Annotated in this window: 36 protein-coding genes; 12 read left to right on the top strand and 24 right to left on the bottom strand. The window is 39.8% G+C overall.

The features are described from left to right. Window positions 1-48 precede the first annotated feature (48 nt). From LP316_RS11785 to LP316_RS11765, 5 genes are all read right to left on the bottom strand, one after another. Complete coding sequence (locus LP316_RS11785; protein WP_193021356.1) at window positions 49-456, bottom strand: PH domain-containing protein; 408 nt, start codon at window positions 454-456, stop codon at window positions 49-51. 137 nt (window positions 457-593) lie between these two features. Beyond that, a complete protein-coding gene (locus tag LP316_RS11780) occupies window positions 594-845 on the bottom strand; it encodes a TIGR03643 family protein (protein WP_193021355.1) in 252 nt (83 codons plus the stop codon). 181 nt (window positions 846-1,026) lie between these two features. Next, on the bottom strand, window positions 1,027-1,743 hold the full coding sequence (gene bla, locus LP316_RS11775; protein ID WP_193021354.1) for a subclass B1 metallo-beta-lactamase: 717 nt from the start codon (window positions 1,741-1,743) through the stop codon (window positions 1,027-1,029). A gap of 113 nt (window positions 1,744-1,856) precedes the next feature. Beyond that, window positions 1,857-2,354: a UPF0158 family protein gene (locus LP316_RS11770; protein WP_226960735.1), complete on the bottom strand. Its 498-nt coding sequence runs from the start codon at window positions 2,352-2,354 to the stop codon at window positions 1,857-1,859. A 47-nt stretch (window positions 2,355-2,401) separates the two neighbouring features. After that, window positions 2,402-2,638 (bottom strand): hypothetical protein, encoded by a 237-nt coding sequence (locus LP316_RS11765; protein ID WP_193021353.1) that lies wholly within the window; start codon window positions 2,636-2,638, stop codon window positions 2,402-2,404. A gap of 168 nt (window positions 2,639-2,806) precedes the next feature. On the opposite strand from LP316_RS11765, the gene LP316_RS11760 reads away from it, so the two are divergent. Beyond that, window positions 2,807-3,055 carry a type II toxin-antitoxin system Phd/YefM family antitoxin gene (locus LP316_RS11760; RefSeq protein ID WP_193021352.1) on the top strand — a complete coding sequence of 83 codons (249 nt, stop codon included), beginning with the start codon at window positions 2,807-2,809 and terminating at the stop codon, window positions 3,053-3,055. Then, window positions 3,045-3,332, top strand: a complete 288-nt coding sequence (locus LP316_RS11755) for a type II toxin-antitoxin system RelE family toxin (protein ID WP_193021351.1) — start codon at window positions 3,045-3,047, stop codon at window positions 3,330-3,332. The genes LP316_RS11760 and LP316_RS11755 overlap by 11 nt, the downstream gene beginning before the upstream one ends. Window positions 3,333-4,426: 1,094 nt before the next feature. Here the strand turns inward: LP316_RS11755 and LP316_RS11750 are convergent. From LP316_RS11750 to LP316_RS11680, 15 genes are all read right to left on the bottom strand, one after another. After that, complete coding sequence (locus LP316_RS11750) at window positions 4,427-4,615, bottom strand: hypothetical protein (RefSeq protein WP_193021350.1); 189 nt, start codon at window positions 4,613-4,615, stop codon at window positions 4,427-4,429. Between the two features lie 193 nt (window positions 4,616-4,808). Beyond that, a complete protein-coding gene (locus LP316_RS11745; protein ID WP_193021349.1) occupies window positions 4,809-5,138 on the bottom strand; it encodes a hypothetical protein in 330 nt (109 codons plus the stop codon). Window positions 5,139-5,256: 118 nt separating this feature from the next. Then, complete coding sequence (locus LP316_RS11740; protein ID WP_193021348.1) at window positions 5,257-5,559, bottom strand: hypothetical protein; 303 nt, start codon at window positions 5,557-5,559, stop codon at window positions 5,257-5,259. 147 nt (window positions 5,560-5,706) lie between these two features. Beyond that, a complete protein-coding gene (locus LP316_RS11735; protein ID WP_193021347.1) occupies window positions 5,707-5,925 on the bottom strand; it encodes a hypothetical protein in 219 nt (72 codons plus the stop codon). A 116-nt stretch (window positions 5,926-6,041) separates the two neighbouring features. Further along, on the bottom strand, window positions 6,042-6,404 hold the full coding sequence (locus tag LP316_RS11730; protein WP_193021346.1) for a hypothetical protein: 363 nt from the start codon (window positions 6,402-6,404) through the stop codon (window positions 6,042-6,044). Between the two features lie 116 nt (window positions 6,405-6,520). Beyond that, window positions 6,521-6,730: a hypothetical protein gene (locus LP316_RS11725; protein ID WP_193021345.1), complete on the bottom strand. Its 210-nt coding sequence runs from the start codon at window positions 6,728-6,730 to the stop codon at window positions 6,521-6,523. 119 nt (window positions 6,731-6,849) lie between these two features. Beyond that, on the bottom strand, window positions 6,850-7,362 hold the full coding sequence (locus LP316_RS11720) for an Imm26 family immunity protein (RefSeq protein ID WP_193021344.1): 513 nt from the start codon (window positions 7,360-7,362) through the stop codon (window positions 6,850-6,852). Between the two features lie 113 nt (window positions 7,363-7,475). Further along, window positions 7,476-7,859 carry a hypothetical protein gene (locus tag LP316_RS11715; protein ID WP_193021341.1) on the bottom strand — a complete coding sequence of 128 codons (384 nt, stop codon included), beginning with the start codon at window positions 7,857-7,859 and terminating at the stop codon, window positions 7,476-7,478. Window positions 7,860-7,964: 105 nt separating this feature from the next. Beyond that, entirely contained in the window at window positions 7,965-8,267 is a 303-nt protein-coding gene (locus tag LP316_RS11710; RefSeq protein WP_193021342.1) for a hypothetical protein, read from the bottom strand. A gap of 146 nt (window positions 8,268-8,413) precedes the next feature. Next, window positions 8,414-8,653 (bottom strand): zinc ribbon domain-containing protein, encoded by a 240-nt coding sequence (locus LP316_RS16185; protein WP_193021343.1) that lies wholly within the window; start codon window positions 8,651-8,653, stop codon window positions 8,414-8,416. 142 nt (window positions 8,654-8,795) lie between these two features. After that, window positions 8,796-9,098: a hypothetical protein gene (locus LP316_RS11700; protein ID WP_193021342.1), complete on the bottom strand. Its 303-nt coding sequence runs from the start codon at window positions 9,096-9,098 to the stop codon at window positions 8,796-8,798. A gap of 133 nt (window positions 9,099-9,231) precedes the next feature. Then, on the bottom strand, window positions 9,232-9,615 hold the full coding sequence (locus LP316_RS11695) for a hypothetical protein (protein WP_193021341.1): 384 nt from the start codon (window positions 9,613-9,615) through the stop codon (window positions 9,232-9,234). A gap of 107 nt (window positions 9,616-9,722) precedes the next feature. After that, window positions 9,723-10,163 (bottom strand): energy transducer TonB, encoded by a 441-nt coding sequence (locus LP316_RS11690; protein ID WP_193021340.1) that lies wholly within the window; start codon window positions 10,161-10,163, stop codon window positions 9,723-9,725. 130 nt (window positions 10,164-10,293) lie between these two features. Next, a complete protein-coding gene (locus tag LP316_RS11685) occupies window positions 10,294-10,608 on the bottom strand; it encodes a hypothetical protein (RefSeq protein WP_193021339.1) in 315 nt (104 codons plus the stop codon). Window positions 10,609-10,713: 105 nt separating this feature from the next. Further along, window positions 10,714-11,025: a hypothetical protein gene (locus LP316_RS11680; RefSeq protein ID WP_193021338.1), complete on the bottom strand. Its 312-nt coding sequence runs from the start codon at window positions 11,023-11,025 to the stop codon at window positions 10,714-10,716. 340 nt (window positions 11,026-11,365) lie between these two features. Here LP316_RS11680 and LP316_RS11675 point away from each other — a divergent pair, with 340 nt between their 5' ends. Beyond that, the gene (locus LP316_RS11675) at window positions 11,366-12,382 is read left to right on the top strand and encodes an integron integrase (protein ID WP_193021337.1); all 1,017 of its coding nucleotides are present in this window, start codon (window positions 11,366-11,368) and stop codon (window positions 12,380-12,382) included. A gap of 46 nt (window positions 12,383-12,428) precedes the next feature. On the opposite strand, the gene LP316_RS11670 is transcribed toward LP316_RS11675, so the two are convergent. Next, the gene (locus LP316_RS11670; RefSeq protein ID WP_193021336.1) at window positions 12,429-15,209 is read right to left on the bottom strand and encodes a M16 family metallopeptidase; all 2,781 of its coding nucleotides are present in this window, start codon (window positions 15,207-15,209) and stop codon (window positions 12,429-12,431) included. 153 nt (window positions 15,210-15,362) lie between these two features. Between LP316_RS11670 and LP316_RS11665 the strand changes: the two genes are divergently transcribed. The 3 genes from LP316_RS11665 (at window position 15,363) to LP316_RS11655 (ending at window position 17,641) form a co-directional block, all read left to right on the top strand. Further along, window positions 15,363-16,472, top strand: a complete 1,110-nt coding sequence (locus LP316_RS11665) for an OmpA family protein (protein WP_193021335.1) — start codon at window positions 15,363-15,365, stop codon at window positions 16,470-16,472. Between the two features lie 100 nt (window positions 16,473-16,572). Further along, window positions 16,573-17,235 (top strand): outer membrane beta-barrel protein, encoded by a 663-nt coding sequence (locus tag LP316_RS11660; protein ID WP_193021334.1) that lies wholly within the window; start codon window positions 16,573-16,575, stop codon window positions 17,233-17,235. Between the two features lie 97 nt (window positions 17,236-17,332). Continuing rightward, on the top strand, window positions 17,333-17,641 hold the full coding sequence (locus tag LP316_RS11655) for a DUF4282 domain-containing protein (RefSeq protein ID WP_193021333.1): 309 nt from the start codon (window positions 17,333-17,335) through the stop codon (window positions 17,639-17,641). Window positions 17,642-17,685: 44 nt separating this feature from the next. On the opposite strand, the gene LP316_RS11650 is transcribed toward LP316_RS11655, so the two are convergent. Together LP316_RS11650 and LP316_RS11645 are read right to left on the bottom strand one after the other, a co-directional pair. Next, complete coding sequence (locus LP316_RS11650; RefSeq protein WP_193021332.1) at window positions 17,686-18,036, bottom strand: rhodanese-like domain-containing protein; 351 nt, start codon at window positions 18,034-18,036, stop codon at window positions 17,686-17,688. Window positions 18,037-18,041: 5 nt separating this feature from the next. After that, entirely contained in the window at window positions 18,042-18,233 is a 192-nt protein-coding gene (locus tag LP316_RS11645) for a DUF2892 domain-containing protein (RefSeq protein ID WP_193021331.1), read from the bottom strand. Window positions 18,234-18,366: 133 nt separating this feature from the next. Between LP316_RS11645 and LP316_RS11640 the strand changes: the two genes are divergently transcribed. The 5 genes from LP316_RS11640 to LP316_RS11620 all read left to right on the top strand — a co-directional run bounded on the left by LP316_RS11640 (window position 18,367) and on the right by LP316_RS11620 (window position 25,115). Beyond that, window positions 18,367-18,681 (top strand): ArsR/SmtB family transcription factor, encoded by a 315-nt coding sequence (locus LP316_RS11640; RefSeq protein ID WP_193021330.1) that lies wholly within the window; start codon window positions 18,367-18,369, stop codon window positions 18,679-18,681. A gap of 2 nt (window positions 18,682-18,683) precedes the next feature. Further along, window positions 18,684-22,055, top strand: a complete 3,372-nt coding sequence (locus tag LP316_RS11635; RefSeq protein WP_193021329.1) for an efflux RND transporter permease subunit — start codon at window positions 18,684-18,686, stop codon at window positions 22,053-22,055. A gap of 9 nt (window positions 22,056-22,064) precedes the next feature. Then, on the top strand, window positions 22,065-23,129 hold the full coding sequence (locus LP316_RS11630; protein WP_193021328.1) for an efflux RND transporter periplasmic adaptor subunit: 1,065 nt from the start codon (window positions 22,065-22,067) through the stop codon (window positions 23,127-23,129). A gap of 81 nt (window positions 23,130-23,210) precedes the next feature. Next, window positions 23,211-23,783: a tRNA-(ms[2]io[6]A)-hydroxylase gene (locus LP316_RS11625; RefSeq protein ID WP_193021327.1), complete on the top strand. Its 573-nt coding sequence runs from the start codon at window positions 23,211-23,213 to the stop codon at window positions 23,781-23,783. A 30-nt stretch (window positions 23,784-23,813) separates the two neighbouring features. Beyond that, entirely contained in the window at window positions 23,814-25,115 is a 1,302-nt protein-coding gene (locus LP316_RS11620) for a hypothetical protein (protein ID WP_193021326.1), read from the top strand. Here LP316_RS11620 and LP316_RS11615 read toward each other — a convergent pair. Next, entirely contained in the window at window positions 25,112-25,777 is a 666-nt protein-coding gene (locus tag LP316_RS11615; RefSeq protein ID WP_193021325.1) for a DUF2982 domain-containing protein, read from the bottom strand. The two genes, LP316_RS11620 and LP316_RS11615, sit on opposite strands and share 4 nt — an antisense overlap. A gap of 120 nt (window positions 25,778-25,897) precedes the next feature. On the opposite strand from LP316_RS11615, the gene LP316_RS11610 reads away from it, so the two are divergent. Further along, window positions 25,898-26,230, top strand: coding sequence for a DUF4870 domain-containing protein (locus LP316_RS11610; RefSeq protein WP_193021324.1), 333 nt, complete (start codon window positions 25,898-25,900; stop codon window positions 26,228-26,230). The last annotated feature ends 64 nt before the right edge of the window (window positions 26,231-26,294 follow it).

Raw genomic sequence — 26,294 nt, 5'->3', positions numbered from 1 at the left:
GCTAGCAAAGTAGGGCTGAGCTAAGCCAATCGCTAGCAGTTCAATCACTTATACTTTATTTAAACCTATTGCGCCAATAAAGCCTTTTTTATCTTTTGGCGAAACTAGCACTGTTTTGCCAAAGCCATAGTTAATTAATAGCCTATCTAGAGATAGGGCGGGGCTGGAAACTAAGTCAGACGAAGGCACTACCGAATTAATTGCAGATAGTTCAATATGCCATTTAAATGGGCCGCAAATAATCTTTAGCAATTTTTCATCAACTACATATTTCAGCGATACAATGAGCCAAATCGGGAATACGCCGCCAACAAGCGCGGTAACAGCGGCAATGATAATATTTGTAATAGACAGGCCTTGCGCTAACACATAGCCACTGGCGATAAAGCAAATAAAACTGCTTGTATAAACTACGGCGATTAACCATGCATCTTGTTTTGATTTAAAAATTGTCATTATAGCTTTCCATGTATGTAACAATCGGGTCGTTCTGAGGTGCCAGCAATACGACGGCATCACCAAACTATAACACCTTTTTGGAAAAAACAACGAGGGAGCAAGCTGCACTGAAATACGTTGTTAACTGGTATCAGCTAACGTCGCTTATACTGGGTTGGACAATAACCTCGGGTTATAGCTGAACTTCGCAGTCGCTTGTGCTTTGTTTTACGACCCGACACTCGTGTGCGCCACAATTTAAAACTACTTGGTTTTAGTCGTCTGCGCATAAACTGAATAACGTTGGGCTCATTCAAACCAAATTGTAATTCTATCGCCTCAAATGGCGTGCGGTCTTCCCATGCCATTTCTATGATCCTTGACTCTATTTCCGACGTCAGTTCCATGCTTCACAACCTCTTTTTTTAAATACGCTTATTACGATGAAATTAGCGACTTGGTTCAAATGAAAATCACTTGCAAGGTATGTGTTACAACAATTATTAGAAAAATATAAAGAGATTAACTCACGCCAACAAAGCTAGTGAGTATTATCGTGGTTTAACCTAAAAGCCAGGACCACAATTACTAGCGGCCAATTTTATCAATGACAAGCTGCTCGGTGTGCTCTAACAACTCAACCCCGCCGACTTTGCCATGGCCAGGCACCACCCATTGAATAGTCGGGTACTTATTTAAAATTTTGTGTATTGAATTGGGCCACTCGTTGACTGATGCATCTGCAATATTACCTAAACTTTTACTTGTTAGACTTTTCACGAAGCAGCCGCCAAATAGTATGCTTTGTTTTGGGAGCCAGATTACGATATTGTCGCGACTGTGGCCTGCACCGGGATAAAAAGTCTCTAAAGCGCTTTCAGCAAACTCAAATGTGACTGAATTTATCTCATTGTTAGCAATTTCACGTCCCTGTTCACGAAGTAGTTTATTTGTTAACGACGTTGCATATGTTTTTATCTTGGCATTATTCAGTGCGAGCAATCCACCGCTAGCATCCTGATGGAAATGAGTCACAATCGCACCTTTAATATTTAACCCTTTAGATTTTACCCATGCTATGAGTTTTTGAGTATCTTGGTTAGTCCATGGTGTATCGATGAGGTATGCATCTTCGCCTTCAACCAATACAAGTCCAGAAGCCCCTATAAGGCCCCAAGGTTCTATTTCAAGAAAGGAAATATGTTGATATACGTTTTCAGCTATAGGCGTTACATTGAATTTTGAATCATTAGCTTTTGCGCTGCTTACACAAAAAAGTAAAAGTAATAATACGTAAAACTTCAAACTAGCCTCCGATTGGCCTCTAAATCGCTATATGAGTGGTTGATAATACTTGGGGTACTGTGTGAGGATCGAACATCAGCTAAATTTTAGGCATTCACTCTACTCACCGCTTGTTAGCCGCTAATTTCAACATCTTGTATTGAGCACCAATCGCGTAACGCTTTTTCCGTGCGCTCTGTTTCATATTTATACCACTGCTCAACTTTTCCTGAAGCCTCTAGCAGTGACTTAAACCTAGCGTAAGCGCCTTTAGAGCGGAAAATCGAACGGATATTTTCATATTCTGATGGTAAATATTCCAGTGCAAAATCAAAGACCAGATCTCTGCCAAGATTTAACTCACTTTTATGAGGGATCATCAAATATTTTTCTTCATTAATATCGTCAGGAAGCTCTTCTTCGTTATCTCCGAACGCTGAATAAAAGTAAGTTTTGCCGGACGACTTACAGATGTATCCTTCATGATCGTATGGAGAACCAAAATTCACCAATTCAAATAGATCTAACACATCACTGAATTTTATCGTCATACGTTTATCTAGCTTAGTTTCTCTTTGCGGTAACACTGCCGTTAAGGTGTTGCTTTTCTGTAATTTGTGAGGAATGAACACCAGCCAAGCTTAAGGCGTCCAAACCTTTAACTGCTTGTATGTTTACATTACTTCCAAGGTAGCCACGTTTTGGGAGCATGACCAGTAATAGCAACTTTTAAAAATAGAATAAAACAGTATGGCGTAAAAGCAATAGCAATATAATCTCGCCAGTCCCCGCCGACTGTTGTGAGATTACCCTTTTCGATAAGTGCGTTAAACGCGAATAAAGCACACACAATAAAAGTAATTGCTAATAAGCGGATAAATAAATTAACTTTCTCACCATTCCATGGAGGATTCATAATCTTTCCTTGTAAACCAACGCCTGAATAAACGGCTAAAAACTTTTGGCTAGAATAACGAACGAAGTGAGAACAGCCAATAGATTTTTGTCCGATTAATTGCCTTGTTATATTTTGAGGATTACAATGAGACCTAATTAAAGACCTATTAAATGTGCCGAGGTTTGTATGACTACTAGGATTTTAACAGAAACAGCAGCAAGTATTAGTGAATTAAAAGCTAACCCCATGAAAGTTGCTTTAAGCGCAAATGGCGAACCGATCGCTATATTAAATAGAAATGAGCCAGCGTTCTATTGCATACCTGCAGAAACGTATGAATTTTTAATGGATCATTTAGAAGATTTAGAGCTAATGCAAATTGCCGAAAGCAGAAAAAATGAAGAAAGCATTAAGGTTAGCCTAGATGAGTTATGAACTGGAATTTAAAAAGTCAGCTCTGAAAGAGTGGAAAAAACTTGGCGCCACTATTCAAACTCAGTTTAAAAAGAAGTTAGCAGAAATTTTAGTTAATCCACACATACCAAGTGCAAAGTTATCTGGCGCCAATGAACTCTATAAAATAAAGCTACGACAAGCTGGTTACCGACTAGTTTATGAAGTAAACGATGAAATAATTACAGTAACCGTAATCTCTGTAGGTAAGCGAGACAAAGGAAAAGTCTATAAAGTTGCGATGAAACGCAATGATTGAGAAACATAACGCCTGAATAATGTGTGAGCTTGGTTTGGCAATTTTATTGCGTTGTTTGCAACTAAAAGTGACAAACTACTGTGAATCACTATTTACTGCCTTGTTATGTTTTTTATACGCATAGTATCGAAATATTAATGCTTGTGCTGCTGCAAAAAAACCAAAAAACAAGGCGTCGCCTTTATTTTCAAAGAACCAATAGATTAGGGTTAATACAACAATGACGGTAATGTAATATAGGTAAGCTGCATTTGTATATTTTGAGATTACATAGTGGGTTGGTATGCCGATTTATACCCAGCCAACAAACGAAATTAACAAATACCCTAGACCGTATAAAACTAAAATTAACATGAACTCATGTGGCTCATAGTTATCAATAAAAGCCATCACCAATAGATAAAGTGTCGAACCAAGGCCAACAAATATAATGCTTCTTATAAGTGCATTATCCCAATTACCCATCTAATCTCTCGAAAAAACATAACGCCTGAATAATGTGTGAGCTTAGTTTGGCAATTTTATTGCGTTGTTTGCAACTAAAAGTGACAAACTACTGTGAATCACCATTTATTCTCTTGTTAGTTGTAACTTAACCTTAAAGTAAGCTTGTGTGAACTATAGAGCCTGAAAAAACAAAAATAACAGACATTGCATTTATTACATATGCCACGAATTTAGGTAGTTTGTTATACAACTCCAATGATTGTTCATATTTTTCTTTATTATCCACTGAATAAATGGTTATCAGCGAGGCTAAACACAAATATACAAAAGGCTCTATAAGCCTTAGATTTGATTCAATAGAAATTTGAATTTCAAAGTGACTCAGAAGTAGAGTTGAGACTGACCAGAGATAAAAACTCAATCCGATTACGATCAGAATTTTTGCGCAGTATTCATTTTTGGATTGATCATTCCAGTGCATTACTGACTTACACAATCCAATATGTATCATCCTGATTAACAATTTACATCCAAACTTTCATTACAACTAACGCCCACACTACGGGGCTGATAATACTTGGCTAAACTTGTGGAGCCAAGCGGAACTGAGCCAAGTATTAGCAGTCCCACTTTAGTTGCTTGTTAGGTTACGGTTGTATTATTATTTTCGCCAGCCACGATAAGTAAGAACCATACATAGCCCAAGTTGCAGCTTTTTCTACTTTCTCTAGCCAAACAGACTCAGGTATCTTTACTTTGATACGACCAGATATTACCGCTAGCAGTGCAAAAGCTAAAATTACTAAGGCAACTTTGCTACCACTCTGAACGAACATGATAATTGGAACGCCTAACCATATAAGATCGTTCATTATTGAGCCGGAGTTTGTAACTGATTCCTTGTTCTGCACAGAATGTACCCTCTAAGTAACCTAACGCCCCTAATAAGAGGCTGATAAAGCTTGGCTATAATTGTGAAGCGAAGCGGAACCGAGCCAAGCTTTAGCAGTCCCATGCTTTATTGGCTTGTTATATTTCCAATTCATCTAGCCTTTTACGCATTGCCTTAATATCCACATAGCTATTGGTATACTTAGCGTAAAAAGTTGTTTTGCCAACAAAGGTAGCAAAGTGGGTAAATACAATACTTATAGCAATACCCGCGCCGACAAGAAATGCTTCAAAAGGTAGATTAAGATTAATAAGTGTAGCGAAAGATATTAAAAACAATAAAGCTCCCAAAGCTAGAAACTTTGTTCGCTTGTTTTTTAACCTTTCTTCATCGAAAGCTTCCAAGCCTTTGAGGGATTCTTCCAAAGCTTTCTTCTCGTTTAGTTTTTCAATATCTTGAGAATTCATCTCACTATCCGTATGGAAATATAACGCCTGAATAATGTGTGAGCCTAGTTTGGCAATTTTATTGCGTTGTTTGCAACTAAAAATGACAAACTATGGTGAATCACTATTTATTCTCTTGTTATATACCAAGCTTCTGACCATTACTAACATGAATATTAGAGCTTAAAAGGCTTGTTGTTACATACATAACCTGCTTGTTTTGAATGTATGTAACTTCTACGGCTGAATCTGTAATGTGATTAATGGTGATTGAAGAAATGTCATTTTGATGCACTATAACTTTTCTATCCAGAGATAGTATCTCTAGTACACAGCCGTTGGGTTTGCACTCATAAACCGACTTTGTTGATGAATCAGCCATAGCACTGGCCGCTGTAATTGATAGAGTAATTATGCCTGTTAACATAGTCAATTTCTTCATTTTCTTCTTCCTTGGTTAAATGCAACTATTGGTATATAACGCCCACGTTAAGGGGCGGCTAAAGCTTGGCTATACTTTTGTGAGGAACGAACATCAGCCAAGCTTTAGACGTCCAATCCTTTAACTGCTTGTTATGTGGCTATTACGCTAACCTAATTTAATTACCTTTGGGTGTTTTTCTGACGAATATTCATGGTAAATATCATCAAGGTAAGATGCCAGTTCAGAGGCGTCCATATCGGATGGTATTACTACGTCATAAACTCTAGAGCGAATACCTGTATCTGATTCATTAAACAACTGCCATTCATGCTCCTTTTTAAGAACAGACATAGGCTTACCAAACACATTAAACTTGATGATCACTCCATAATCTCCTAGACACATAACGCCCCTAATAAGAGGCTGATAAAGCTTGGCTATAATTGTGAAGCGAAGCGGAACCGAGCCAAGCTTTAGCAGTCCCATGCTTTATTGGCTTGTTAGGTGTTGTTATTACAGTACTTTATCCGCTTATTAGCGTAAAATTCAGCTTTTTTAGGGTTAGCTGCAATTCCAAAAGTTTTGAGCCCTACGCCGTGTTTATAATACATTTCCATTGATCGAATTGCTGGACAACTATTTAAGCTTGCCGCTTTTTCCAGACAGGCCCAAGCAATGTTACCTTTGGTTTTATCTGGAATTTGATAGATATATGTTCCCGGCTCTTCAGGATTTGGCTTATAAGCGGTACGAAAAAAGATGGAATACATATGCTCTGTATCGCTTTCCACAGGGCATTCTGCGGCAATAGAAGAATTAGAAAGTAAAGAGCCTGCAAGTAAAATAATTGACCAAAGCTTCATGAAACACCTAACGCCTGAATAATGTGTGAGCCTAGTTTGGCAATTTTATTGCGTTGTTTGCAACTAAAAGTGACAAACTACTGTGAATCACTATTTATTCTCTTGTTAGGTGAACTCTATTCTTTATCTTTGATTGGAGCTAGAAGCATGAACAGAATCCATGAAAACCAGCTAATAAAAATAGTAGCAACAATCCAAGCTGCTTTCTCCTTTGGAACTACTTTATCTGAACGACCAATCAAAACTAACGGTGTTAACCAAATTAAAAATACTAGAAGAGCGGGTAACCAAGCTAAGAATATTGCGAAAGATAAGTCTGATTCCATTTGACGAGGCTCCTTGTGCACCTAACGCCCCAATAAGGGGCTGATAATGCTTGGCTAAACTTGTGCAGCGAAGCGGAACCGAGCCAAGCGTTAGCAGTCCCAATCACTTTATGCGCTTGTTAGGTACTTTTTATACCCAATTCTTCGCTACGATATTTATTACGTGCTTCTTCACTCAAGATTTTAACTGAACTCGGGCGAGAATTTCCTGAATTTAAGTATTCATCCCAATATTCAGGATCGAACATGGTATTCCACGGAGTTAAACCAAAACATGCTGCTAAGAAATTCGAAAATAAGCCTGCATCCGATGTAACTGCACCAATATAGCCGTCTTCTGCAAATTCTTCATTAGGGAAGTCTGATTTAAGTACAACAGGTTCGCGTTTGCCTAATGATGCCCATGTTCCGTTATTTAATTCTTGCTTCCATGTTGCGCCGAGAGACAAAACGTCATTTCTACTTAAAGGCGGAATAGTTTCAGGAAGCTCTTTGAACCGATAGGAAAATACTGCGATATACACAACATTGGGCATCATTAAGTCGATGGCTTGGCAAACACCGAAACTTCCGTCTTTCAGAGGAATTGCATAAACGCTTCCTTGTTCCCATCGCACTCGTTTAAAACTCATAACTTCGATAAGTACCTAACGCCTGAATAATGTGTGAGCCTAGTTTGGCAATTTTATTGCGTTGTTTGCAACTAAAAGTGACAAACTACTGTGAATCACTATTTATTCTCTTGTTAGCTGTTTTTTAAACCGTAACCTAAAGACTCAAATGCTTTAAGAATTAATAAGGCTAGTAAAACATAAATAAGCCCAGTAACAAAGCTGAACGGTATTGCGAAAATAAGCATTATTGGTAAAAACTCCAACGCTGAATTTACACCTTCTGAAATTGCTATTTGAATTGTAAAGCCAGAAATAAAGAAAATTAAAAATGCTATCGGTGTAAAAATTATGTATTTCGAAATATTTTCAGTGGGTTTAAACCAAACATAAACGGAATAACAAAACGCAAAAGGAAGGTAATACCAAATCCAAATATCTTGAAAGTGATCTATTTTCAGCGGATACAGGATTACTGGTAATAAAAAAACTAGGCCTAAATATTTCGCTTTGTTCATGAAACAGCTAACGCCTGAATAATGTGTGAGCTTAGTTTGGCAATTTTATTGCGTTGTTTGCAACTAAAAGTGACAAACTACTGTGAATCACTATTTATTCTCTTGTTATATACCAAGTTTCTGACCATTACTAACATGAATATTAGAGCTTAAAAGGCTTGTTGTTACATACTTAACCTGCTTGTTTTGAATGTACGTAACTTCTACGGCTGAATCTGTAATGTGATTAATGGTGATTGAAGAAATGTCATTTTGATGCACTATAACTTTTCTATCCAGAGATAGTATCTCTAGTACACAGCCGTTGGGTTTGCACTCATAAACCGACTTTGTTGATGAATCAGCCATAGCACTGGCCGCTGTAATTGATAGAGTAATTATGCCTGTTAACATAGTCAATTTCTTCATTTTCTTCTTCCTTGGTTAAATGCAACTATTGGTATATAACGCCTGAATAATGTGTGAACTTAGTTTGGCAATTTTATTGCGCTGTTTGCAACTAAAAGTGACAAACTACTGTGAATCACTATTTATTCTCTTGTTAGTTTGCAATTTTAAGTCGTGCTTTCTTTAAACTTTTGACCACAGTGCTTACAAATACGAGAGCCAGATTTAACAACCTCTTTGCATGAAGGGCACTTTGGGTGGGCTGAACCTACGATTAAAAGAATAACCCCCGTTATTAAAGGGCTAATAATTAGAGAGGTTATCCCCCATAAAATAACTGAGTGATTCCACCTTTTAGCCCAAACGATAATCAATAAAGTAAATAATACCCATAAAAGAACAAACATTTGAATTTCCTTAAATTTATAAGTTACAGCTTATCCATTGCAAACTAACGCCTGAATAATGTGTGAGCTTAGTTTGGCAATTTTATTGCGTTGTTTGCAACTAAAAGTGACAAACTACTGTGAATCACTATTTATTCTCTTGTTATATACCAAGTTTCTGACCATTACTAACATGAATATTAGAGCTTAAAAGGCTTGTTGTTACATACTTAACCTGCTTGTTTTGAATGTACGTAACTTCTACGGCTGAATCTGTAATGTGATTAATGGTGATTGAAGAAATGTCATTTTGATGCACTATAACTTTTCTATCCAGAGATAGTATCTCTAGTACACAGCCGTTGGGTTTGCACTCATAAACCGACTTTGTTGATGAATCAGCCATAGCACTGGCCGCTGTAATTGATAGAGTAATTATGCCTGTTAACATAGTCAATTTCTTCATTTTCTTCTTCCTTGGTTAAATGCAACTATTGGTATATAACGCCTGAATAATGTGTGAGCCTAGTTTGGCAATTTTATTGCGTTGTTTGCAACTAAAAGTGACAAACTACTGTGAATCACTATTTATTCTCTTGTTAGCTGTTTTTTAAACCGTAACCTAAAGACTCAAATGCTTTAAGAATTAATAAGGCTAGTAAAACATAAATAAGCCCAGTAACAAAGCTGAACGGTATTGCGAAAATAAGCATTATTGGTAAAAACTCCAACGCTGAATTTACACCTTCTGAAATTGCTATTTGAATTGTAAAGCCAGAAATAAAGAAAATTAAAAATGCTATCGGTGTAAAAATTATGTATTTCGAAATATTTTCAGTGGGTTTAAACCAAACATAAACGGAATAACAAAACGCAAAAGGAAGGTAATACCAAATCCAAATATCTTGAAAGTGATCTATTTTCAGCGGATACAGGATTACTGGTAATAAAAAAACTAGGCCTAAATATTTCGCTTTGTTCATGAAACAGCTAACGCCTTACTAAGAGGCGGAAAATACTTGGCTAAAATCGCTACGAAGGAGCGCAAGCCAAGCATTTTGCGTCCTTTTGAGTACTTTGTTAGGTGAACTTACGCACTACACTCTAATTTAGCTTGCTCAGCACACCTAGCTTTTGCTTCAGCTTCTGTTTTACCGCCCATACAAAAGTCTAAGCGAATAAGTTTTTCTTCAACTAGGTTAGGCTCACCAGAAATATTTTTCCACGCCCAACTTTTTATAACCTTTTTTGCTGGTTTATAAATGACTTTCTTTGGTATTGAACTAACTAATTCAACATTATCTGTTTTACCGTTTTCATCTACAGTAACTTTAAATACACCGCAGCCTGTAATACCTTTCATTGCTAGCTCGACAGGGTATCGAGGTGTGAATTGTTTAGTTCTAATCCAACGAGCGTCTGACTTTTCAGGGGTGATATGAGTGAGCTTTACATCAGCGTGATTTGCATTCGCACTAGTTACAATTACGATTGGCAAAATTGATATTAACTTTAATACTTGAGATTTCATCTAAACCTTCCTTAGTTCACCTAACGCCTGAATAATGTGTGAGCCTAGTTTGGCAATTTTATTGCGTTGTTTGCAACTAAAAATGACAAACTACTGTGAATCACTATTTATTCTCTTGTTATATGCATAGTTAACTAACTTTTGAAGTAAATTTATTTTCACACGATACAATTGCCGCGCATATTCCACTAAACGCTAATAAAAACAATGAAGGGACTATAAGCCACAAGCCGATAACAATAGAGCCTCCTGCTAAGTTAGACATTGTCGCTGTCATACCTCTACCCAAGTCAAAGGGTTGAAAAAAAGCGGTTGAGAATCCCGCGATTGTAATGACTATTGCAATTACAATTAAGATATAGCTGAACATTCCTAACAGTCTTGCGGCAAGTAATAAAGACTTTAAGTTAGATGTTTCAATTTTCGAATATGGATAAAGTTTCATTTAATTCCTTTTGGCAGAATAAATCTCAAGTGCATATAACGCCTGAATAATGTGTGAGCTTAGTTTGGCAATTTTATTGCGCTGTTTGCAACTAAAAATGACAAACTACTGTGAATCACTATTTATTCTCTTGTTAGGTGTTTTTACATCTACACCATTTGGATTAGCGTACATAATCAAATGTTCTGCTTCTAGTTTTTTATATAACGCCAATCGTTCTTCGATTAATTCAATTTCACTTTTTATATTTGATTTTAATTTCAATAACTCTGGAGTTTCTTCAGATTGGGATAAATTATTTAATTGAGCTTTCAAAGTTAAAATGCGTGCCTCTTCACCCTCGAAATACTTTGCATTTGGAACGATAGAAAAAGCATTAAAGCTTAAGAGTAAGAAAACCAATATTAATTTTTTCATCTGCCCCTGATAAACACCTAACAGTATATTATGTAGACGTCTTAGTAATGTCCGTCTACTTCTTTCCTTTCTAAACTACCAGAACCTACCGTTAATTCAACAACTTATCATTGTGTTTGCAGTCGATTTTACTCGGAGGTGGGATATTACTGAGAATTCTCAGTAATTCTGGTCTGTAATCTTCTGATAAAAATCAATTAAATTAATACGTTAATGTTTGGAGGTTGGTTGCTTAAGGATATTACTGAGAATTCAGCGTAATTATTTAACAAATAAAATTTGCTAAAAGTTAAATTAGTAATAATACTGTTTGTATATACAGTCATATGGATTTGATGTTATGGGCCAGTCGCCGTTCTTAGAAAGTGTTCGCCAGGTGTTGCGAACAAAGCATTACAGTATTCAAACAGAGAAAGCTTATTTAACTTGGATCAAACGCTTTATTCTTTATAACAATAAGCGTCATCCTGCTGATATGGCTGAGCAGGAAGTCAGTAATTTTTTGTCTTATTTAGCGGTGAATCGGGGCGTTACTTCGTCAACACAAAATTTAGCGCTTTGTGCGATTGTTTTTATGTATAAGCATATGTTTGATCGCAAACTCACGTTACTCGAAGGTACGGTTCGGGCAAAAGCGCCAACACGAGTGCCTGTTGTGCTGTCAAACCAAGAAGCGTTGTGTTTAATCGAGCTACTTAACCCGCCATATAAACTCATGTTTTCGATGTTATATGGTGCAGGCCTTCGCAAAGCTGAATTACTTCGCCTAAGAGTGAAAGATATTGATTTTGAAAACCAATCAATTTTTGTTTTTCGAGGCAAGGGGAAAAAGGATAGGGTGACGATGTTACCGCAATCACTTGTCCCTGAATTAAAAGATCAAATTGTCCGTGTCAGTCAAATTCACCAAAAGGATCTTGCAGAAGGAGAGGGCAAAACAAGCTTACCTAGTGGGCTTGCAAGAAAGTACCCATATGCAATAACTGATTTTAAATGGCAGTATGTTTTTCCTTCAAGAAATCGTTCTAAGCATCCAAGCGATGGCTACTTTTGTCGGCACCATCTGCATTGGACCGCGCTAACAAAAGCGTTGAGAGAGGCAGTTAAAACAAGCGGTATTACTAAACATGTCACGGCACATACATTTCGCCATACTTTTGCTACCCAGCTACTCAAAAATGGTGCGGATATAAGAACCGTGCAAGAGTTACTTGGTCATAAAGATTTAAAAACCACGCAAATATATACCCATGTTATTGGCAGTCATTCTTCGGGCACCATGAGCCCAATTGATCGGGATAAAGCTGCGATAACCAAGTCGTGGAGTATTTACCAGGCGCCATCAAAATCGGAATAAAAAAATACCGGCAAAAGCCGGTATTTTCGTCCTGCGTTTAGCGCGATTATTGTTCAGCTACTTTTTCGAAATCACCGGCTTTAAATACGTTAATTTCATTAGTTGCCATGTACTTAATAAAGGCTGCTTTAACATCTTCTAGGGTAAGCGTGTTAAGCTTCTCATCAAGCATCGGGTAGTAGGCGATATCGCGATCAATTTCTTTGTTATCGATCAACATACTTAAAATCGCACTATCACTTGCCCAACGGCGTTTACGCGAATTAATAAAGTTTGATTTTGCGGTTTCAAACTCTTCTTCGGTAAAGCCATCTTTAACAACTTTGGCAATTTCTTCTTTGTATGCGGCAATCACATTGTCCATGTTTTCAGGTGCTGATATTGCGTAACCCCAAACAATACCTGGCTCATTGCGATCACTTACGCTGATGTTACCACCAACTGAATAACTATAGCCTTCAGTTACGCGAATACGTTTACCTAAGCGAGAGGTAAAGGTACTGCCGCCAAAGATTTCCGCGGCAATTTGTGTAGCTAGGTAATCTTCGTCTTGGGTTGTTAATTGGGTTGGATTGATCACGTAAAGTTGGGCATTAGCTTTGTCTGGTGTGTTGTGACTAACCGTTAAACCATGCACATCTTTGTATGCAGCTGGCATGTATTCATATGGGGTGTCAGTCACTAAGTGGCCAACCGTGTCTTGCAGTTTTGCCTCAAGTGCTTTGCCATCAACATTACCGACAGCAGCAATATAACCGTTCGAAATATTCATGTGTTGAGTAAATACTGATTTAATGCTGTCACTAGTCAAGGCTTGCAATTGCTCAATACTTTCGTCAATAGAGCGATGAGCACGTGGGTGACCTTTAGGGTAGCTATTGAGTGTTGCTCTAAAGCTGTTATTCGCAATTGACGACGGATCTTTGCGCTCAGACTCATAACCGGCGATCAAGGTTGGCTTTAATATATCAAGCTCAGTTTGCGAAAATGTTGAATTGGTAAGCATTTCTTTAACCAAGTCGAGTGTCGCATTCATATTGTTTTTATCGGTTTTGATATTTACACCTAAACCTGAACTCGACGCTGAAAAACGCACTGATGATTTGAGCTCATCTAATTTGCCGGCAATCTCGGCCTTGTCCATGGTTGTTGTGCCAAGTTGCAACATTTGAGCAAGCACTTCAATTTCTGCTGCTTTTCCGTGCAAAGTTTCTGGTGTACCCGTAGGGAATTCCATTTTTATTAATACTTCATCGCCGCGCAATTGCTTAGGATAGAACATAAACTCTGTACCTTGCGGCCATGTTTTCTCTACTAAACGTGCTTTAATGTTTGCCACCGTGTTGTCGTAGTTTTCACCGGCAACAATTTGCGCTTTGCCTTTATAATCCTTTAATAATTCATCCATATCTGGTGCTTCTGGGATTTCAGCGCGCTCAGGGTTGTCGGTTGGAATAAAGCGACCAAGTGTACGGTTACTTGAAATCAAGTAAGTTTCAGCAACGCGTTGCACATCTTCTAATTTCACTTCGGCGACTTGGTCTCTAAAGTAGAAGGCGTGGCGGTAATCACCTTTAGCGATGTATTCAGATAAATTCATGCCAATACCCGTAACATTGCGCATGGCTTGCTCTGCTTGCTTAGCAAATTTAGCTTTTGCCGCTTTTAATTCTGCTTCAGTGATCGGTTGCTCTTCAATATTTTCAGCAATCTTTAATAGTGATTGCTCCAGTTCGGTGGTGTCTTCGCCTTTTTCCCCTTGGGCTAAAAAGATCATTTGTGAGCTGTCTTTGAGCATAAAAGAGAAAGCAAAGGCACTGCTTGAAATACCTGTTTCAACGAGTTGTTTTTGTAAGCGGCCACGTTTGTCGTCAGACAAAATTTCCATCAACACTTCAAGTGCGGCTGCATCTTGATGCAAGCCAGAAGGGGCGTGATACATTAAGCCAATATACGGTAAATCACCTGTACGGCGAAGGTTGACTACACGTTCACCATCTTGAGTCGGCTCTTGCGTGTATAGCGCTTCTACCGGTGTTTCTGGCTGTTTAATTTTACCAAAGTGCTGATTGATTAACGCAATGGTTTTTTCTTCGTCGAAGCGACCGGCAATGGTTAAAACCGCATTATCTGGGCGATAGTGTTTATTATAAAATGCGCGAAGTTTTGAAAATGGGAAATTTTCTACGTCTGAGCGTGCGCCAATGGTTGAGTTACCATAGTTGTGCCATAAGTGAGCCATTGATGACATACGAGAAATAAGAATGCGAATAGGGTTGTTTTCACCGCGCTCCATTTCGTTGCGAACAACCGTCATTTCACTTTTTAGCTCATCTTCCGTGAAGGTTGCATTGATCATGCGATCCGCTTCCATGCCAATAGACCAAGCTAAGTTTTCTTCGTTTGACTCAAACACTTCAAAATAGTTAGTGCGATCTAGCCAAGTTGTCGCATTTGTCGCCATACCGCGCTTGGTAAACTCTTTGTCAATTTCTTGATAGTTAGTTGAGCCTTTAAATAGCATGTGTTCAAGCAAATGGGCCATACCTGTTTCGCCATAGTTTTCATGTACCGAGCCTACGCGGTAAGTAATGTTAACTAAGGTTTTGGGTTGCGCATCGTCTTTAAAAAGCAACACTTTTAGGCCGTTGCTCATGGTGTATTCATTGATGCCTTCAACGTTTCGAACAAAGGTCAGTTCATGCTGAACTTGTTGCTCAACGGCAGTTGGCGTTGCTGCTGTTTGGTTATTGGTGCTGTTACAGCCTGTTAAACCCAGTGCTAGCGCAACGGCTAGTGAAATCCCGCTTATTTTTATCTTGTCCATTTTCATCCTTTGAGGTACCTGCATGTATGAATTTAGTTGTAATGTTAATAAAAAGTTAACAAATATAAAAGTGTAATATTCGTGTTAATAAAATGTGTATTTGTAACAATATCTTGTACAATATGAGCAAAACTATACACAGGGAAATGAAAAATGAAAAATCAAAAGTTTGTTAAAAGTAGTGCTGCGCTTATTGTAGCAGCAGCTTTTACTGCCAATGTATATGCTGAAAACACACCAAATGCCGATGATCTAGTGGGTCATTATTACGGTGGTTTACACGGTGGTTATTTAAAAGCTGACGACGATCGAAAAGCAACTCCAGATATCAACTCAACCTTAGATGAAGCGGTTGGCTTGGGTTTGGAATTAGGTTATCGCTTTACGCCTAAATGGGAAGGTCGTATTGCTTATACAAATTTTAGTGATGTTGGCACTAAGTCAGATGCATTTGATGCCGACAACGGCTCATTAACGTCGTTTGACATGCTTTACTTTCCAAATGCACAAAGCTTTTACGGTAAAGGTGGTTTCGATATTATCGATTTAGAAAGCGAAGATTTATCAGTAAATTTAGGTGCTGGTTACCGTCATTACTTTAGCGAGCGCTTTGCCGGTTACGTTGAGGGCTCAGGTCATTACCAGTTTGACGCCAACATGAAGGATGTAAGTGCCAAGCTAGGTTTAATTTACTTCTTTGGTGTCGAGAGTAAAAAGCCTGCTAAATCAGCAGCGCCTGTGCAAGAAGCTGCGCCAGTAGCGGCAGCAGCGGTTGCACCAAAACCTGAAGTAAAAGACAGTGATAACGACGGTGTTGTTGACTCACTAGATTTATGTGCAAATACCCCAATGACAGATAAAGTTGACGCTGAAGGTTGTACTATTTTCACCGAGAAAACAGCGAAAATGGAATTAATGGTGAATTTTGATAACAACAAAGCGGTTGTTAAAGATGAGTATTTGCCAGAGATTGAACGCGCAGCACAGTTCTTAAAAACATACCCACATGTAAACCTAGTGATCGAAGGTCATACGTCTTCGCAAGGTGCTGCTGCATACAACAAAAAGTTATCGCAAAAGCGCGCTGACGCAGTAGTTGCTAAGTTAGTTAACGAGTTTGGCATTGATCCAGCGCGCTTAACTGCTGTCGGTTATGGTGAAGAGCGTTTACTTGATACAAGTGATACATCACAAGCACATCAAACCAATCGTCGTATTCAAGCGGTTGTTGAAACGCAAGTAAAAGAAGCGGTTAAACGCTAAACCAATATCATTTGGTTGTTAAAGAGAAAAGCTAACCTATCGCGTTAGCTTTTTTTTCGCCTTGTACTTAAACTAATACCAAGTGAATTAAGGGGGGAGCATGAAAGCTATCTTAAAACTTATCACTGTAATGAGTTCTGTCTCATTAATACTCGTTGCCACGCAAGGTCAGGCTAAACAGCGAGAGCAAACAACGGAAGCAAGTTTCATCATCGGCTTTAACGACAGCTTTACGATAGATGGTCAGCAAGGCTCGTCAGTTGATTTCGATAGCGATTACAGTATTGGCTTTAATATTATTTATAACTACAGTAGCCAATTTGCTGTTGAGTTTGATTGGTTAACGGGTCGGCAAGACTATCTGTCAAACTTAGTCGATGACGAAGGCGAGGTTGTCGATACCGTCGATCACACGGCGAGTATTACGCATGCCCAGCTTCATGGTACTTACTATTTTAGCCCGGAAAACTTTTCATTTTATCTGCAAGGTGGCGCAGGATTTAGCTACATTGATTCAAATATTATTTCTGGGCCGCCAATTAATATTTGTTGGTGGGATCCATGGTTTGGTTATATTTGTGAAGGATTTAGTGCTACCTATAGCAAAAGTGAGTTTAGCTATAGTGCAAGTGTTGGTGCTCGTTATAATCTCGACAATACAACCTTTATACGTGCGAGTTACAGTCAAATTTGGGTGGATTTAGACCACGCGAAAACGAGTGATATGTCAGTCTACAAGTTCGAGATTGGCCGTAGTTTTTAATTATGGCAAGTTAAGTAACACTCCGAAGGCGTTGAATTCCGAAGGCGTTGAATATAGTGAAAACTTAATATTAATGACAGACAACAAGGTATAAACAATGAAATCGATTTTCTTTTTTGACACTATGCTAACACCCAAAATTATTACTGCGGTTTATTGGTTGATATTGCTCGTGTCACTTGTATCAGGGATTAGCGAGATGACTCGCATGCACGGTAATGTTTTTTCTGGTTTGGGCATTGCATTAGCAGGGGCTATTGGCGGAAGAATTTGGTGTGAGTTAATGATTGTGCTATTTAAAATACACGAGAATTTACATCAACTTGCAGAAAGCGCAAAAACATCTTCAACGCAATCACCCGTTCAGTCAAACAACGAGAATCAAAAACAAGAGGTTAGCGAGTAATTCGTTAATCTCTTGTTCAATCAAATAACTAAACCGAGCTCAGCTTAACTCGCAAAAGCGGCCTTAATATCATCGCTTTTACAACTGATAACATTAACGTGTTCATAGCCTAGTTTTTGTAATTGTTCGCCAGCAAATGTTGCGCGCGCGCCCGATGCGCAATGCAAATAAATAGGCAATTGTGGGTTGGCGTACTTAGCTAACATCGTTGGCTCTAAAATCCCTCGAGGAATATGTATTGCGCCATTTACGGGGGCATTTTGATATTCGGGTGTTTCTCTGACATCGATAAGTAAGCCTTGATTACTTTCAAGCTCTTGTTTGGCTGTTTTGGCGTCAATAACACGCAGGTTTTCACGCGCAATTTTCACTAAATCTGCAACTGTTTTTAGCATCTGACTTACCCCTGTTTAAAACCTAATTTTTTTAAGATAACCATCATTGGGCACCATTTAGTAAACGCACTTTGCAACAGGTTTAAGCCAATAAACCCAATAAACCACAACCACTGTGGTGATACATAAAACGCCAATGCCACTGAAATCAGAATAAATGTCCCAGCAATTAATCGCAAACCTTCGTCGACTGTCATATGCTTAATCCTCATATTTTTAAACACAGATTAACTTAACCTGTACTCAGGTTAACTAAAAATAAAATATTAGCATTTGCTAATTTAGTTAAATATAATATACTTAATTTAAAATTAATCAAGTGAGTAAGACATGAAATTTGATTCCACCCTTTTAGTTGACAATGCAGCACATGTTGCTGGCATCTTAAAACAAATGGCGAACGTCAATCGTTTAATGATCTTGTGTGCGATATCATCAGAAGAATTGTCTGTGAGCGAGATCAACGAGCGTGTTAACTTGTCTCAATCTGCGCTGTCTCAACATTTAGCTAAATTGCGCGAAGCAAAATTAGTTAGCACCCGTCGTGATTCGCAAACGATTTACTACCGATTATCCGATCCTAAACTGATCAAGGTCATGAACGTGCTGTACGATAATTACTGTCAGCTAGGGCAGGGAGAGTAGCCATGGCTAAAGCGAGCTTTGTCAGAAAGCTATTGAGTACCATGCTCAATAGTAAAATCCCTTTGTATTTATTGATCACTTCCTTGTTATTAGGGTTGGCGGCGTTAAACGTCACACCGCGCGAAGAAGAGCCGCAAATTGTTGTCCCCATGATTGATGTTATGGTGCAGGCGCAAGGGTTAGATGCTCGTCAAGTAGAGCGCTTAGTGACCACGCCGCTCGAAAAGCTATTGTCGCAAATTCAAGGGGTTGAGCATGTTTATAGCGCAACGAGTAATAACCAGGCGATAGTGACACTGCGTTTTTTTGTTGGCGAATCACGGCAAACTTCGCTGTTTAACACCTATAACAAGCTTTACTCTAACCAAGACAAAATACCGTCAGTGGTCAGCAATTGGATGGTCAGTCCAAATGAAGTTGATGATATTGCCATTGTCATGCTTGGCTTGTGGAGTGAAAATCCCGAGTTAACCGACGACTATCAACTCAAACGCTTAGCGCAAGAAGTTTCCATTGCTCTTAAGTCATTGGAAAATACCAGTGAAGTTAATGTCATTGGTGGCCGTAGTCGACAAGTCGAAATATTCTTAGATCCTGAGCAATTAGCAGCACGCCAAATTTCAGTACAAGAAATTATCGATGGCTTGCGCGTTTCTAATCAACTGCAAGATCACGGTATCGTGCGGTTGAATAATCAATCGATTGTTATTGAAAGTGGCGATGTATTTCGCTCTTTGGCGGACATTAAACAAACGCCAATCAAGGTGATTAACGGTGCTATCGTCCAATTACAAGATGTCGCCATAATCACTGATGGCCCGCAAGAAGCTGACCATTACAGCACTATCGATTTTACGCCGAGCCATGAACAATTTGGTGATGGCGTGTCAGATCACCCGTTAGTCACTATTTCAGTCGCTAAACAGCCTGGCACAAATGCGGTGACTGTCGCTAATCAGGTACATGAGCTTGTCGATCAGATCAAAGATAATATTTTACCCGATCATGTACATGTCGAAACGCTGCGCGATTATGGTCAAACGGCTAATGAAAAGGTCAATAATTTAACGAGCTCTTTAGTGTTTGCCGTGATTACAGTGGTGATTTTTATTGGCGTATTTTTGGGCTGGCGTGCCGCCTTGGTTGTCGGTTTAGCTGTCCCTGTTTGTTACGGCTTTACCTTAGCTTTCGACTTCGCATTTGGTTATACCATTAATCGTGTCACCTTATTCGCGTTAATTTTATCACTCGGTTTATTAGTCGATGATCCTATTACTGGGGTCGATAATATTTCACGCTATATGAAGAAATATCCGCAGCGTTCACTTTTTGACAACATTATTGGTGCAATCGAAGAGATCAAAACCCCATTACTACTGTCAACGTTAACCATTATTTTAGCGTTTATCCCGTTGGCGTTTATTACTGGCATGATGGGACCTTATATGGCGCCGATGGCGTTTAACGTCCCGGTAAGCGTAATTTTATCAACACTCGTTGCCTTTTTGATAACGCCATGGCTTGCCCAAGCCTTGTTAAAGCATAACCCGGAACCAGCGGCTGATGCTGATACTAGCGCAAATCAACCCAGTCGATTTGAACAAGCTTATTATCGCTTTATGAGCCGCTTTATCGATAATAAAGCAAACGGCAAGCGAGCACTGTGGTTGGTTTTTGGTTTGTTTATTATTGCCGCTATGCTACCAACCTTGCGCCTAGTGCCACTCAAACTGCTGCCGTTTGACAACAAGAACGAATTGCAAATTTTAATCGAGATGCCAGAGAGTGCATCACTCGAGCAAACCCGAGCAATGGCGCGCGATGTCATGAATATTGTAAAAACTGTGCCGGAAATTAAAGGTGTTGCTAGCTATGTTGGCATTAGCTCACCAATCGATTTTAATGGCATGGTTCGCCAGTATTATATGCGCAACCAGCCGTATCAGGCCGACTTACGACTACTTTTGATCGATAAAACTGAACGTGTCCATTATTCGCATGACATATTACTGCGTTTACGCGAGTTGTTAGCGCCACTGCAAGCAAAAGACACGCATATTAAAGTGGTTGAAGTTCCGCCAGGGCCTCCTGTGCTGAGTACTTTAGTCGCGGAAGTTTATGGCGATCAATACACCCAGTATCACGAGCTTCAATCTGCCGCTCGCACAGTAGCTACGCGCTTAAGTCGTGAGCCCCATGTGGTTGAAGTGGATACCAATGAAATTGCACCGGTCGAAAAATATCGCTTTGTTGTCGATAAAGCTAAAGCCGCGCTATCGGGCGTTGCCACGGCAGATGTCAACCAAACCATCAATGTCGCTACGCAAGGAATGGCTGTTGGCGTTTTTCAGCAGGAAGATGAAGCTGCTGAAATCCCTCTGGTGTTAAAAATGGCGCAAAGTGAGCGAGCACAATTATCTGATATCGAGCGCTTTTTAGTTAAAGGGCGGCCAGGTATTGTTGCCGCGCAAAGTGAACTCGGTTTTAGCGATAGCCCGCAAGCTGTGGTTTCAATAGCTGAAATTGGTGAATTTAACCAGTTGCCTCAACAAGGCACTATTTTCCACAAGAACCTCAAGCCGGTGGTCTATGTTAATGCTGAAATTTCTGGTAGAACACCACCGGAGATCATCGCCGATGTTTCAGCTGATAAAGCGCTTGAGCCAAAGCAAGGTGAGCCAAACCTAGATTGGCAAGCTAGAACCTTCTTCACCTCAGGTGGTGGTGATTATTGGTCGGTACCTGAGCATATTAATGTCGTATTTTCTGGTGAAGGCGAGTGGGATATTACCATCAGCGTATTTCGCGATATGGGGCTAGCGTTTATGTTTGCTTTGGTTGGTATTTATTTCGTTCTGCGGATTCAAACCCAATCAATGGCGCTGTCATTGATCATTATGTCGTCAATACCTTTGACTATCATCGGTATTATGCCGGGCTTTTGGTTACTAAATCAATTTGGTGTGAGAGAAATAGCTGGTGCGCCTGAGCCCGTATTATTTACCGCAACCGCGATGATCGGCATGATTGCCTTAGCTGGTATTGTCGTACGTAATTCTCTGATTTTAGTTGAGTTTATTACTCAGGCGCGCAGTGAAGGCTTAACCATCAAAGAAAGTGTACTACAAGCTGGCGCAGTGAGAATGCGTCCTGTATTACTCACCGCGGGCACCACATTGCTCGGCAATATTGTCATCACGTTAGATCCAGTGTTTAGTGGGCTAGCGATAGCGATCATTTTTGGCATTATTGCCTCAACATTATTCACCTTAATTGTGGTGCCTATTGTTTACTACTTGGTGTTTGTCACACCAGAAGAAGAGCAAAGTAATCTAGACAACACAAACTCACCTCAACCGTTAACACAAGCATAGGAGCTGAACGTGAAAAACTTAGCAAATGTTCCTTTTATTAAACCCATTATTGCCTTTGTCTTTTTAGCGGTGAGTATCGCTTGGTTAGCTGGCTTTTTTAATGACAAAATGGCACCTTCGAGCAAAGCACCACACTCGTTATCGGGCGGCGAAAAATGGACAGTTAGCTCGATGCCAATTGTTCGCCAAGAAACCATTTCAGCGACGATAAGCCCAATGGAAGACACCGTTATTTCAGCGCGTATAATGGCGCGGATTTCAACAATTCACGTCAGAGCCGGGCAACGTGTTGAACGAGGCCAATTATTGGTAACCCTTGAGCAGTCTGAGCTGATTGCACGGGTCAAACAGTTAGAGCAGCAAAAGAATGCTGTGTCTGCGCGGTTGTCGGAAGCGAATAAGTTATTGGCACGAGCACAGCAGTTACATCAGCAAAACTTGCTATCAACCCAAGAGTTAGATAAATCTCAAGCAAACTTTGATGCGTTAAAAGCTGAAGAAATGGCGGCGCAAGAGGGCTTGAATCAAGCCAAAACTAACTTGTCTTTTGCTAAATTAACGGCGCCAATTGATGGCGTAGTGATTGAGCGCTTGGCAGAGCCCGGTAATACGGCTCAACCCGGCACGCCATTGCTAACGATTTACAACCCAAGTACCTTGCAAGTTGAAGCTTATGTTCGCGAGCAATTAGCCATTGGCTTAACGATTGATGAAGCGCTACAAATAGTGATCCCAAGCCTTGAGTTGACGACCACTGCTACCATTGCTGAAATTGTTCCTTCGGCTAATATTGGTGCTCGCAGTTTTCTGATCAAAGCCAATATCAATACGGCGATAGAGTTAAAGCCTGGCATGTACGCTACAGTGTTGCTAAACACAGAAGAAGAGAACGTGATCAAAGTGCCGATGAGTTATGTCAGTAAACTCGGCCAATTAGATATTGTCTTGGTTAAAAAAGACGGTGTCGTTTCACGTCGCTTTGTAAAATTGGGCCATGTTGATGAGCAAGATCAGGTAGAAGTAATTTCAGGTATCAACGATCAAGAGGTTATTGTTAAGCCCTTAAAAAGCTAAATATCGGTGATTAACGCTTTATCCTAATTTTTAAGCTAGGTAGAATAGCCAGCAATTTTTAGCCATAAAGTATTAATCACTATGTTTGAATTGAAGTACCAAACACCGTTTTCATGGACTGAGGCGGTGCTTGCCGATTTCCCAAGTTTCCTTCAAGACCATGCCGCGGCAGAAAAAAAAGCCTCAGGCATGGCGGTTTCAATGCTTTCTCATTACCCTGATCGCAAAAAACTCGTTCGCGCTATGACCGATTTAGCGATTGAAGAGTTGATCCACTTTAAACAAGTGCTCAAGCTGATGCAGGCGAGAGATATCATCATGGCCAATGATGAAAAGGACATCTACATCAAAAAGATCCGCAGTTTATTTCGCAACGGTAAAGACGTTTTCTTTTTAGATAGGTTACTCGTCGCTGGGGTTATCGAAGCGCGTGGCCATGAGCGTTTTGCTTTAGTAGCCGAGGCGCTACCAGCAGGCAAAGAGAAAGACTTCTATGTTGCTATCGCTAAATCCGAAGAAAAACACAAAAATTTATTTGTTGAGCTCGCTTACGAATATTTTGATAAAGCTGAAGTAGACCAGCGCTTAGAGGAAATTCTCGAATTTGAAGCCGAGCTTTGTGCTAGCTTGCCACATCGCGCTGCGCTTCACTAGCTTGTTCGCGATTTATTGCTAAGCCAATATATGCTCACAGCACAGCAAGTAAAAAAACGCGACAAGTATCTTAAACAGTACGCCGAGCCTATTGTTCAAGATGTCGGGTTACTTGCAACACGGCTAAGTGATTACCACTTAGCCAACGCGCTAGTTATTCCAGCCTATCAAGAAACGTCTGACTTTATTCAGCGTCTTACAGAAGCGCCATTAGCTCAGCAGTCTGCTTGCTTTGTTCTGGTCATTAATCAACCGCAATCACAACAAGATTTAAGTGGTCAGCAAGCGCTCTATCATCAGGCTTGTCAACTCGGAGAGTTAATCACTGAGCAACAAAATATCACCGTGATATCGCTCGCAAATAGCCATTCTTTGTTAATTTTAGTGGATTGTTTTACGCAGCCCATGCCCGATCATCAGGGCGTCGGCTTAGCTCGTAAAGTAGGCTGTGATCTGGTCATCGCATTGCAACATGCCGGTATTATTAAACCGTGTTTTATTGGTTCAAGTGATGCCGATGCTTATTTACCTGACGATTACTTTAGCGAAATGGCGCAGGCTAATATCGCTGAAGATGCCGCCTTGTGTTATCCATTTGAACATCGCTTTATTAAAGACAAACTCACCGTAAGCGAGCAGCAGATCGAAAATGCAACTCAAGCTTATCAACAAGCAATGCGCTATTATGTTAACGGTTTGCGTTATGCGGGCTCACATTATGCTTTTTATACGATTGGCAGTATTTTGGCCTTATCGCCATTGGCCTATGTAGACGTGCGCGGTTTTGTTAAAAAGTCAGCGGGTGAAGATTTTTACACACTAAACAAACTCGCAAAACTCGGTAGTGTTCAGTTGCTAAATGGTCAACCGATCACCTTAACGCCTCGGCTATCTGAGCGTGTTCCTTTTGGCACGGGGCCGGCAGTTAAATCAATTATTGACCTACAAGAAAAAAATCAACCGTATTGTTATTATCATTTTCAGTGTTTTGTTGAGCTGAGGCAGGCGCAGCTACTACTTGGCCGGTTTAGTCAAAGCGATGTAATGAACGAACTGTTAGTGAGTAAAGGTGATGAACAAACCCTAAATGCAGTACTTAATCAAATCACTTCAACGCTTTCGAAATATTCAAAGCATGCCTTACACGAAATCGGCTTTACTGACTTTATTATTGGTCAAGTCAATCGTTATTCAGGCAATCAAGCCCAGCTCGTCAAGCAAATCAATGATTGGTTTGATGCCTTCAAAACCCTTAAATTTATTCACAGTATCAAGCGACAGGGCTTTGATGACTTGCCATTGCGCCAAGCTATCGAGCAAGCGCCATTCTAGCCATAATTTTTTGATGCGGTTTTACACTGATTTAGCAGCGCGCTAAAGTCTTCTACACTGCGATCAAGTGCCGTTGACGGAATATACAGGTGAAACCCGAATGCCTTGTGTAAACTCTCGCATTGATGCAAAAACTCACCAACCGGCCCCGTAATAGTGCCTGCTGCTGATTTATACGGGCTAAACCGCAAGGTAATATCTTCGACTTTTAATAAGTCATGCTGAACGGCAAGGATCAGTAATGGTTTTTGTTCATGTAATAGCTTGTTGGCTAAACGCGGCGTGATAGCCGTGCTGATATCGATGAGCTGCGTTAAAACAATGCCAACATAGGGGAGCGATTGTTGCTCGACGCCCCTAGTCGAACGAAGTGGCGCGATATATTTGATCGCGTGCCAAGACAGTTGCCAACGGCCACAGCGATGTAAATATGTTAAACCATCTGGCGTGATATTAAAGCTACATTTAGGCTCTATGTGTTTACTTAACCCAGTAATAAGTACAACAGCAGATGCTAAGGTTAAAAACATAAGTACTAGCTTTGCTTGTTGCCAATAGGCATTAATCAGCAATAGGCAGATTAACAACAAAACAGCACCTAAAGCACTGAGAAATAAGCTGTGACGCGTTGATGTGGGAAAAATTTTAATCTCAGTTGTCATAAATAGTTCATTGGTTATCACTAAACTGAATTTAGTGATTTTGAGTCCTATCACTATACTTAACATTAGGTCTTATTTATCGCAAATAAGCCTCAACTTGTCATCTCTAAGGAGTGTAATATGGCACATTATTCGTCTTCAACTGATGAAATTGCTGCAGATACGGCAAGGTTACTCGCTGTTCTCAGTTACTTTACGATTATTGGTTGGTTAATCAGCTTGTTTTGTTACGGTAAGAACCGTTGTCCATTGCTGCGCTTTCACCTGAGGCAATCGCTAGGGTTGATTTTACTGTTCGCTGTTTTTAGTGTTGTGCCGCTTGTTGGTTGGTTGGCGACTGTCGTCTTATTTGTCTTTTGGTGTATCGCGGTTTGTCATGCATACAACCAAAATAAAACACCATTGCCTTATGTTGGCGATCGCTTTCAGCGCTATTTTGATTTTATTGATTAACATTAATTCGTTTAGTTGTGTAGACGATAAAAAGCGCTAGTCATTGTCATGGCTGTGTGATTAA

It is taken from the genome of Thalassotalea sp. LPB0316 (genome assembly GCF_014898095.1).
In the GTDB taxonomy this organism is placed as follows: Bacteria; Pseudomonadota; Gammaproteobacteria; order Enterobacterales; family Alteromonadaceae; genus Thalassotalea_G.
The sequence above is the reverse complement of the archived record's forward strand: the minus strand, read 5'-3'. Positions and strand labels throughout refer to the sequence as shown.

Coding starts and splice junctions, on each gene's coding strand:
- LP316_RS11665 (WP_193021335.1), top strand. CDS start 15,363: ATGAAAAATCAAAAGTTTGTTAAAAGTAGTGCTGCGCTTATTGTAGCA.
- LP316_RS11730 (WP_193021346.1), bottom strand. CDS start 6,404: ATGAAGCTTTGGTCAATTATTTTACTTGCAGGCTCTTTACTTTCTAAT.
- LP316_RS11725 (WP_193021345.1), bottom strand. CDS start 6,730: ATGGAATCAGACTTATCTTTCGCAATATTCTTAGCTTGGTTACCCGCT.
- LP316_RS11685 (WP_193021339.1), bottom strand. CDS start 10,608: ATGAAACTTTATCCATATTCGAAAATTGAAACATCTAACTTAAAGTCT.
- LP316_RS11750 (WP_193021350.1), bottom strand. CDS start 4,615: ATGTTCGTTCAGAGTGGTAGCAAAGTTGCCTTAGTAATTTTAGCTTTT.
- LP316_RS11680 (WP_193021338.1), bottom strand. CDS start 11,025: ATGAAAAAATTAATATTGGTTTTCTTACTCTTAAGCTTTAATGCTTTT.
- LP316_RS11700 (WP_193021342.1), bottom strand. CDS start 9,098: ATGAAGAAATTGACTATGTTAACAGGCATAATTACTCTATCAATTACA.
- LP316_RS11715 (WP_193021341.1), bottom strand. CDS start 7,859: ATGAACAAAGCGAAATATTTAGGCCTAGTTTTTTTATTACCAGTAATC.
- LP316_RS11620 (WP_193021326.1), top strand. CDS start 23,814: ATGCTCACAGCACAGCAAGTAAAAAAACGCGACAAGTATCTTAAACAG.
- LP316_RS11670 (WP_193021336.1), bottom strand. CDS start 15,209: ATGGACAAGATAAAAATAAGCGGGATTTCACTAGCCGTTGCGCTAGCA.
- LP316_RS11740 (WP_193021348.1), bottom strand. CDS start 5,559: ATGAAGAAATTGACTATGTTAACAGGCATAATTACTCTATCAATTACA.
- LP316_RS11615 (WP_193021325.1), bottom strand. CDS start 25,777: ATGACAACTGAGATTAAAATTTTTCCCACATCAACGCGTCACAGCTTA.
- LP316_RS16185 (WP_193021343.1), bottom strand. CDS start 8,653: ATGTTTGTTCTTTTATGGGTATTATTTACTTTATTGATTATCGTTTGG.
- LP316_RS11720 (WP_193021344.1), bottom strand. CDS start 7,362: ATGAGTTTTAAACGAGTGCGATGGGAACAAGGAAGCGTTTATGCAATT.
- LP316_RS11755 (WP_193021351.1), top strand. CDS start 3,045: ATGAGTTATGAACTGGAATTTAAAAAGTCAGCTCTGAAAGAGTGGAAA.
- LP316_RS11625 (WP_193021327.1), top strand. CDS start 23,211: ATGTTTGAATTGAAGTACCAAACACCGTTTTCATGGACTGAGGCGGTG.
- LP316_RS11635 (WP_193021329.1), top strand. CDS start 18,684: ATGGCTAAAGCGAGCTTTGTCAGAAAGCTATTGAGTACCATGCTCAAT.
- LP316_RS11660 (WP_193021334.1), top strand. CDS start 16,573: ATGAAAGCTATCTTAAAACTTATCACTGTAATGAGTTCTGTCTCATTA.
- LP316_RS11710 (WP_193021342.1), bottom strand. CDS start 8,267: ATGAAGAAATTGACTATGTTAACAGGCATAATTACTCTATCAATTACA.
- LP316_RS11655 (WP_193021333.1), top strand. CDS start 17,333: ATGAAATCGATTTTCTTTTTTGACACTATGCTAACACCCAAAATTATT.
- LP316_RS11645 (WP_193021331.1), bottom strand. CDS start 18,233: ATGACAGTCGACGAAGGTTTGCGATTAATTGCTGGGACATTTATTCTG.
- LP316_RS11640 (WP_193021330.1), top strand. CDS start 18,367: ATGAAATTTGATTCCACCCTTTTAGTTGACAATGCAGCACATGTTGCT.
- LP316_RS11675 (WP_193021337.1), top strand. CDS start 11,366: ATGGGCCAGTCGCCGTTCTTAGAAAGTGTTCGCCAGGTGTTGCGAACA.
- LP316_RS11765 (WP_193021353.1), bottom strand. CDS start 2,638: ATGAATCCTCCATGGAATGGTGAGAAAGTTAATTTATTTATCCGCTTA.
- LP316_RS11695 (WP_193021341.1), bottom strand. CDS start 9,615: ATGAACAAAGCGAAATATTTAGGCCTAGTTTTTTTATTACCAGTAATC.
- LP316_RS11760 (WP_193021352.1), top strand. CDS start 2,807: ATGACTACTAGGATTTTAACAGAAACAGCAGCAAGTATTAGTGAATTA.
- LP316_RS11785 (WP_193021356.1), bottom strand. CDS start 456: ATGACAATTTTTAAATCAAAACAAGATGCATGGTTAATCGCCGTAGTT.
- LP316_RS11780 (WP_193021355.1), bottom strand. CDS start 845: ATGGAACTGACGTCGGAAATAGAGTCAAGGATCATAGAAATGGCATGG.
- LP316_RS11745 (WP_193021349.1), bottom strand. CDS start 5,138: ATGAATTCTCAAGATATTGAAAAACTAAACGAGAAGAAAGCTTTGGAA.
- LP316_RS11610 (WP_193021324.1), top strand. CDS start 25,898: ATGGCACATTATTCGTCTTCAACTGATGAAATTGCTGCAGATACGGCA.
- LP316_RS11690 (WP_193021340.1), bottom strand. CDS start 10,163: ATGAAATCTCAAGTATTAAAGTTAATATCAATTTTGCCAATCGTAATT.
- LP316_RS11650 (WP_193021332.1), bottom strand. CDS start 18,036: ATGCTAAAAACAGTTGCAGATTTAGTGAAAATTGCGCGTGAAAACCTG.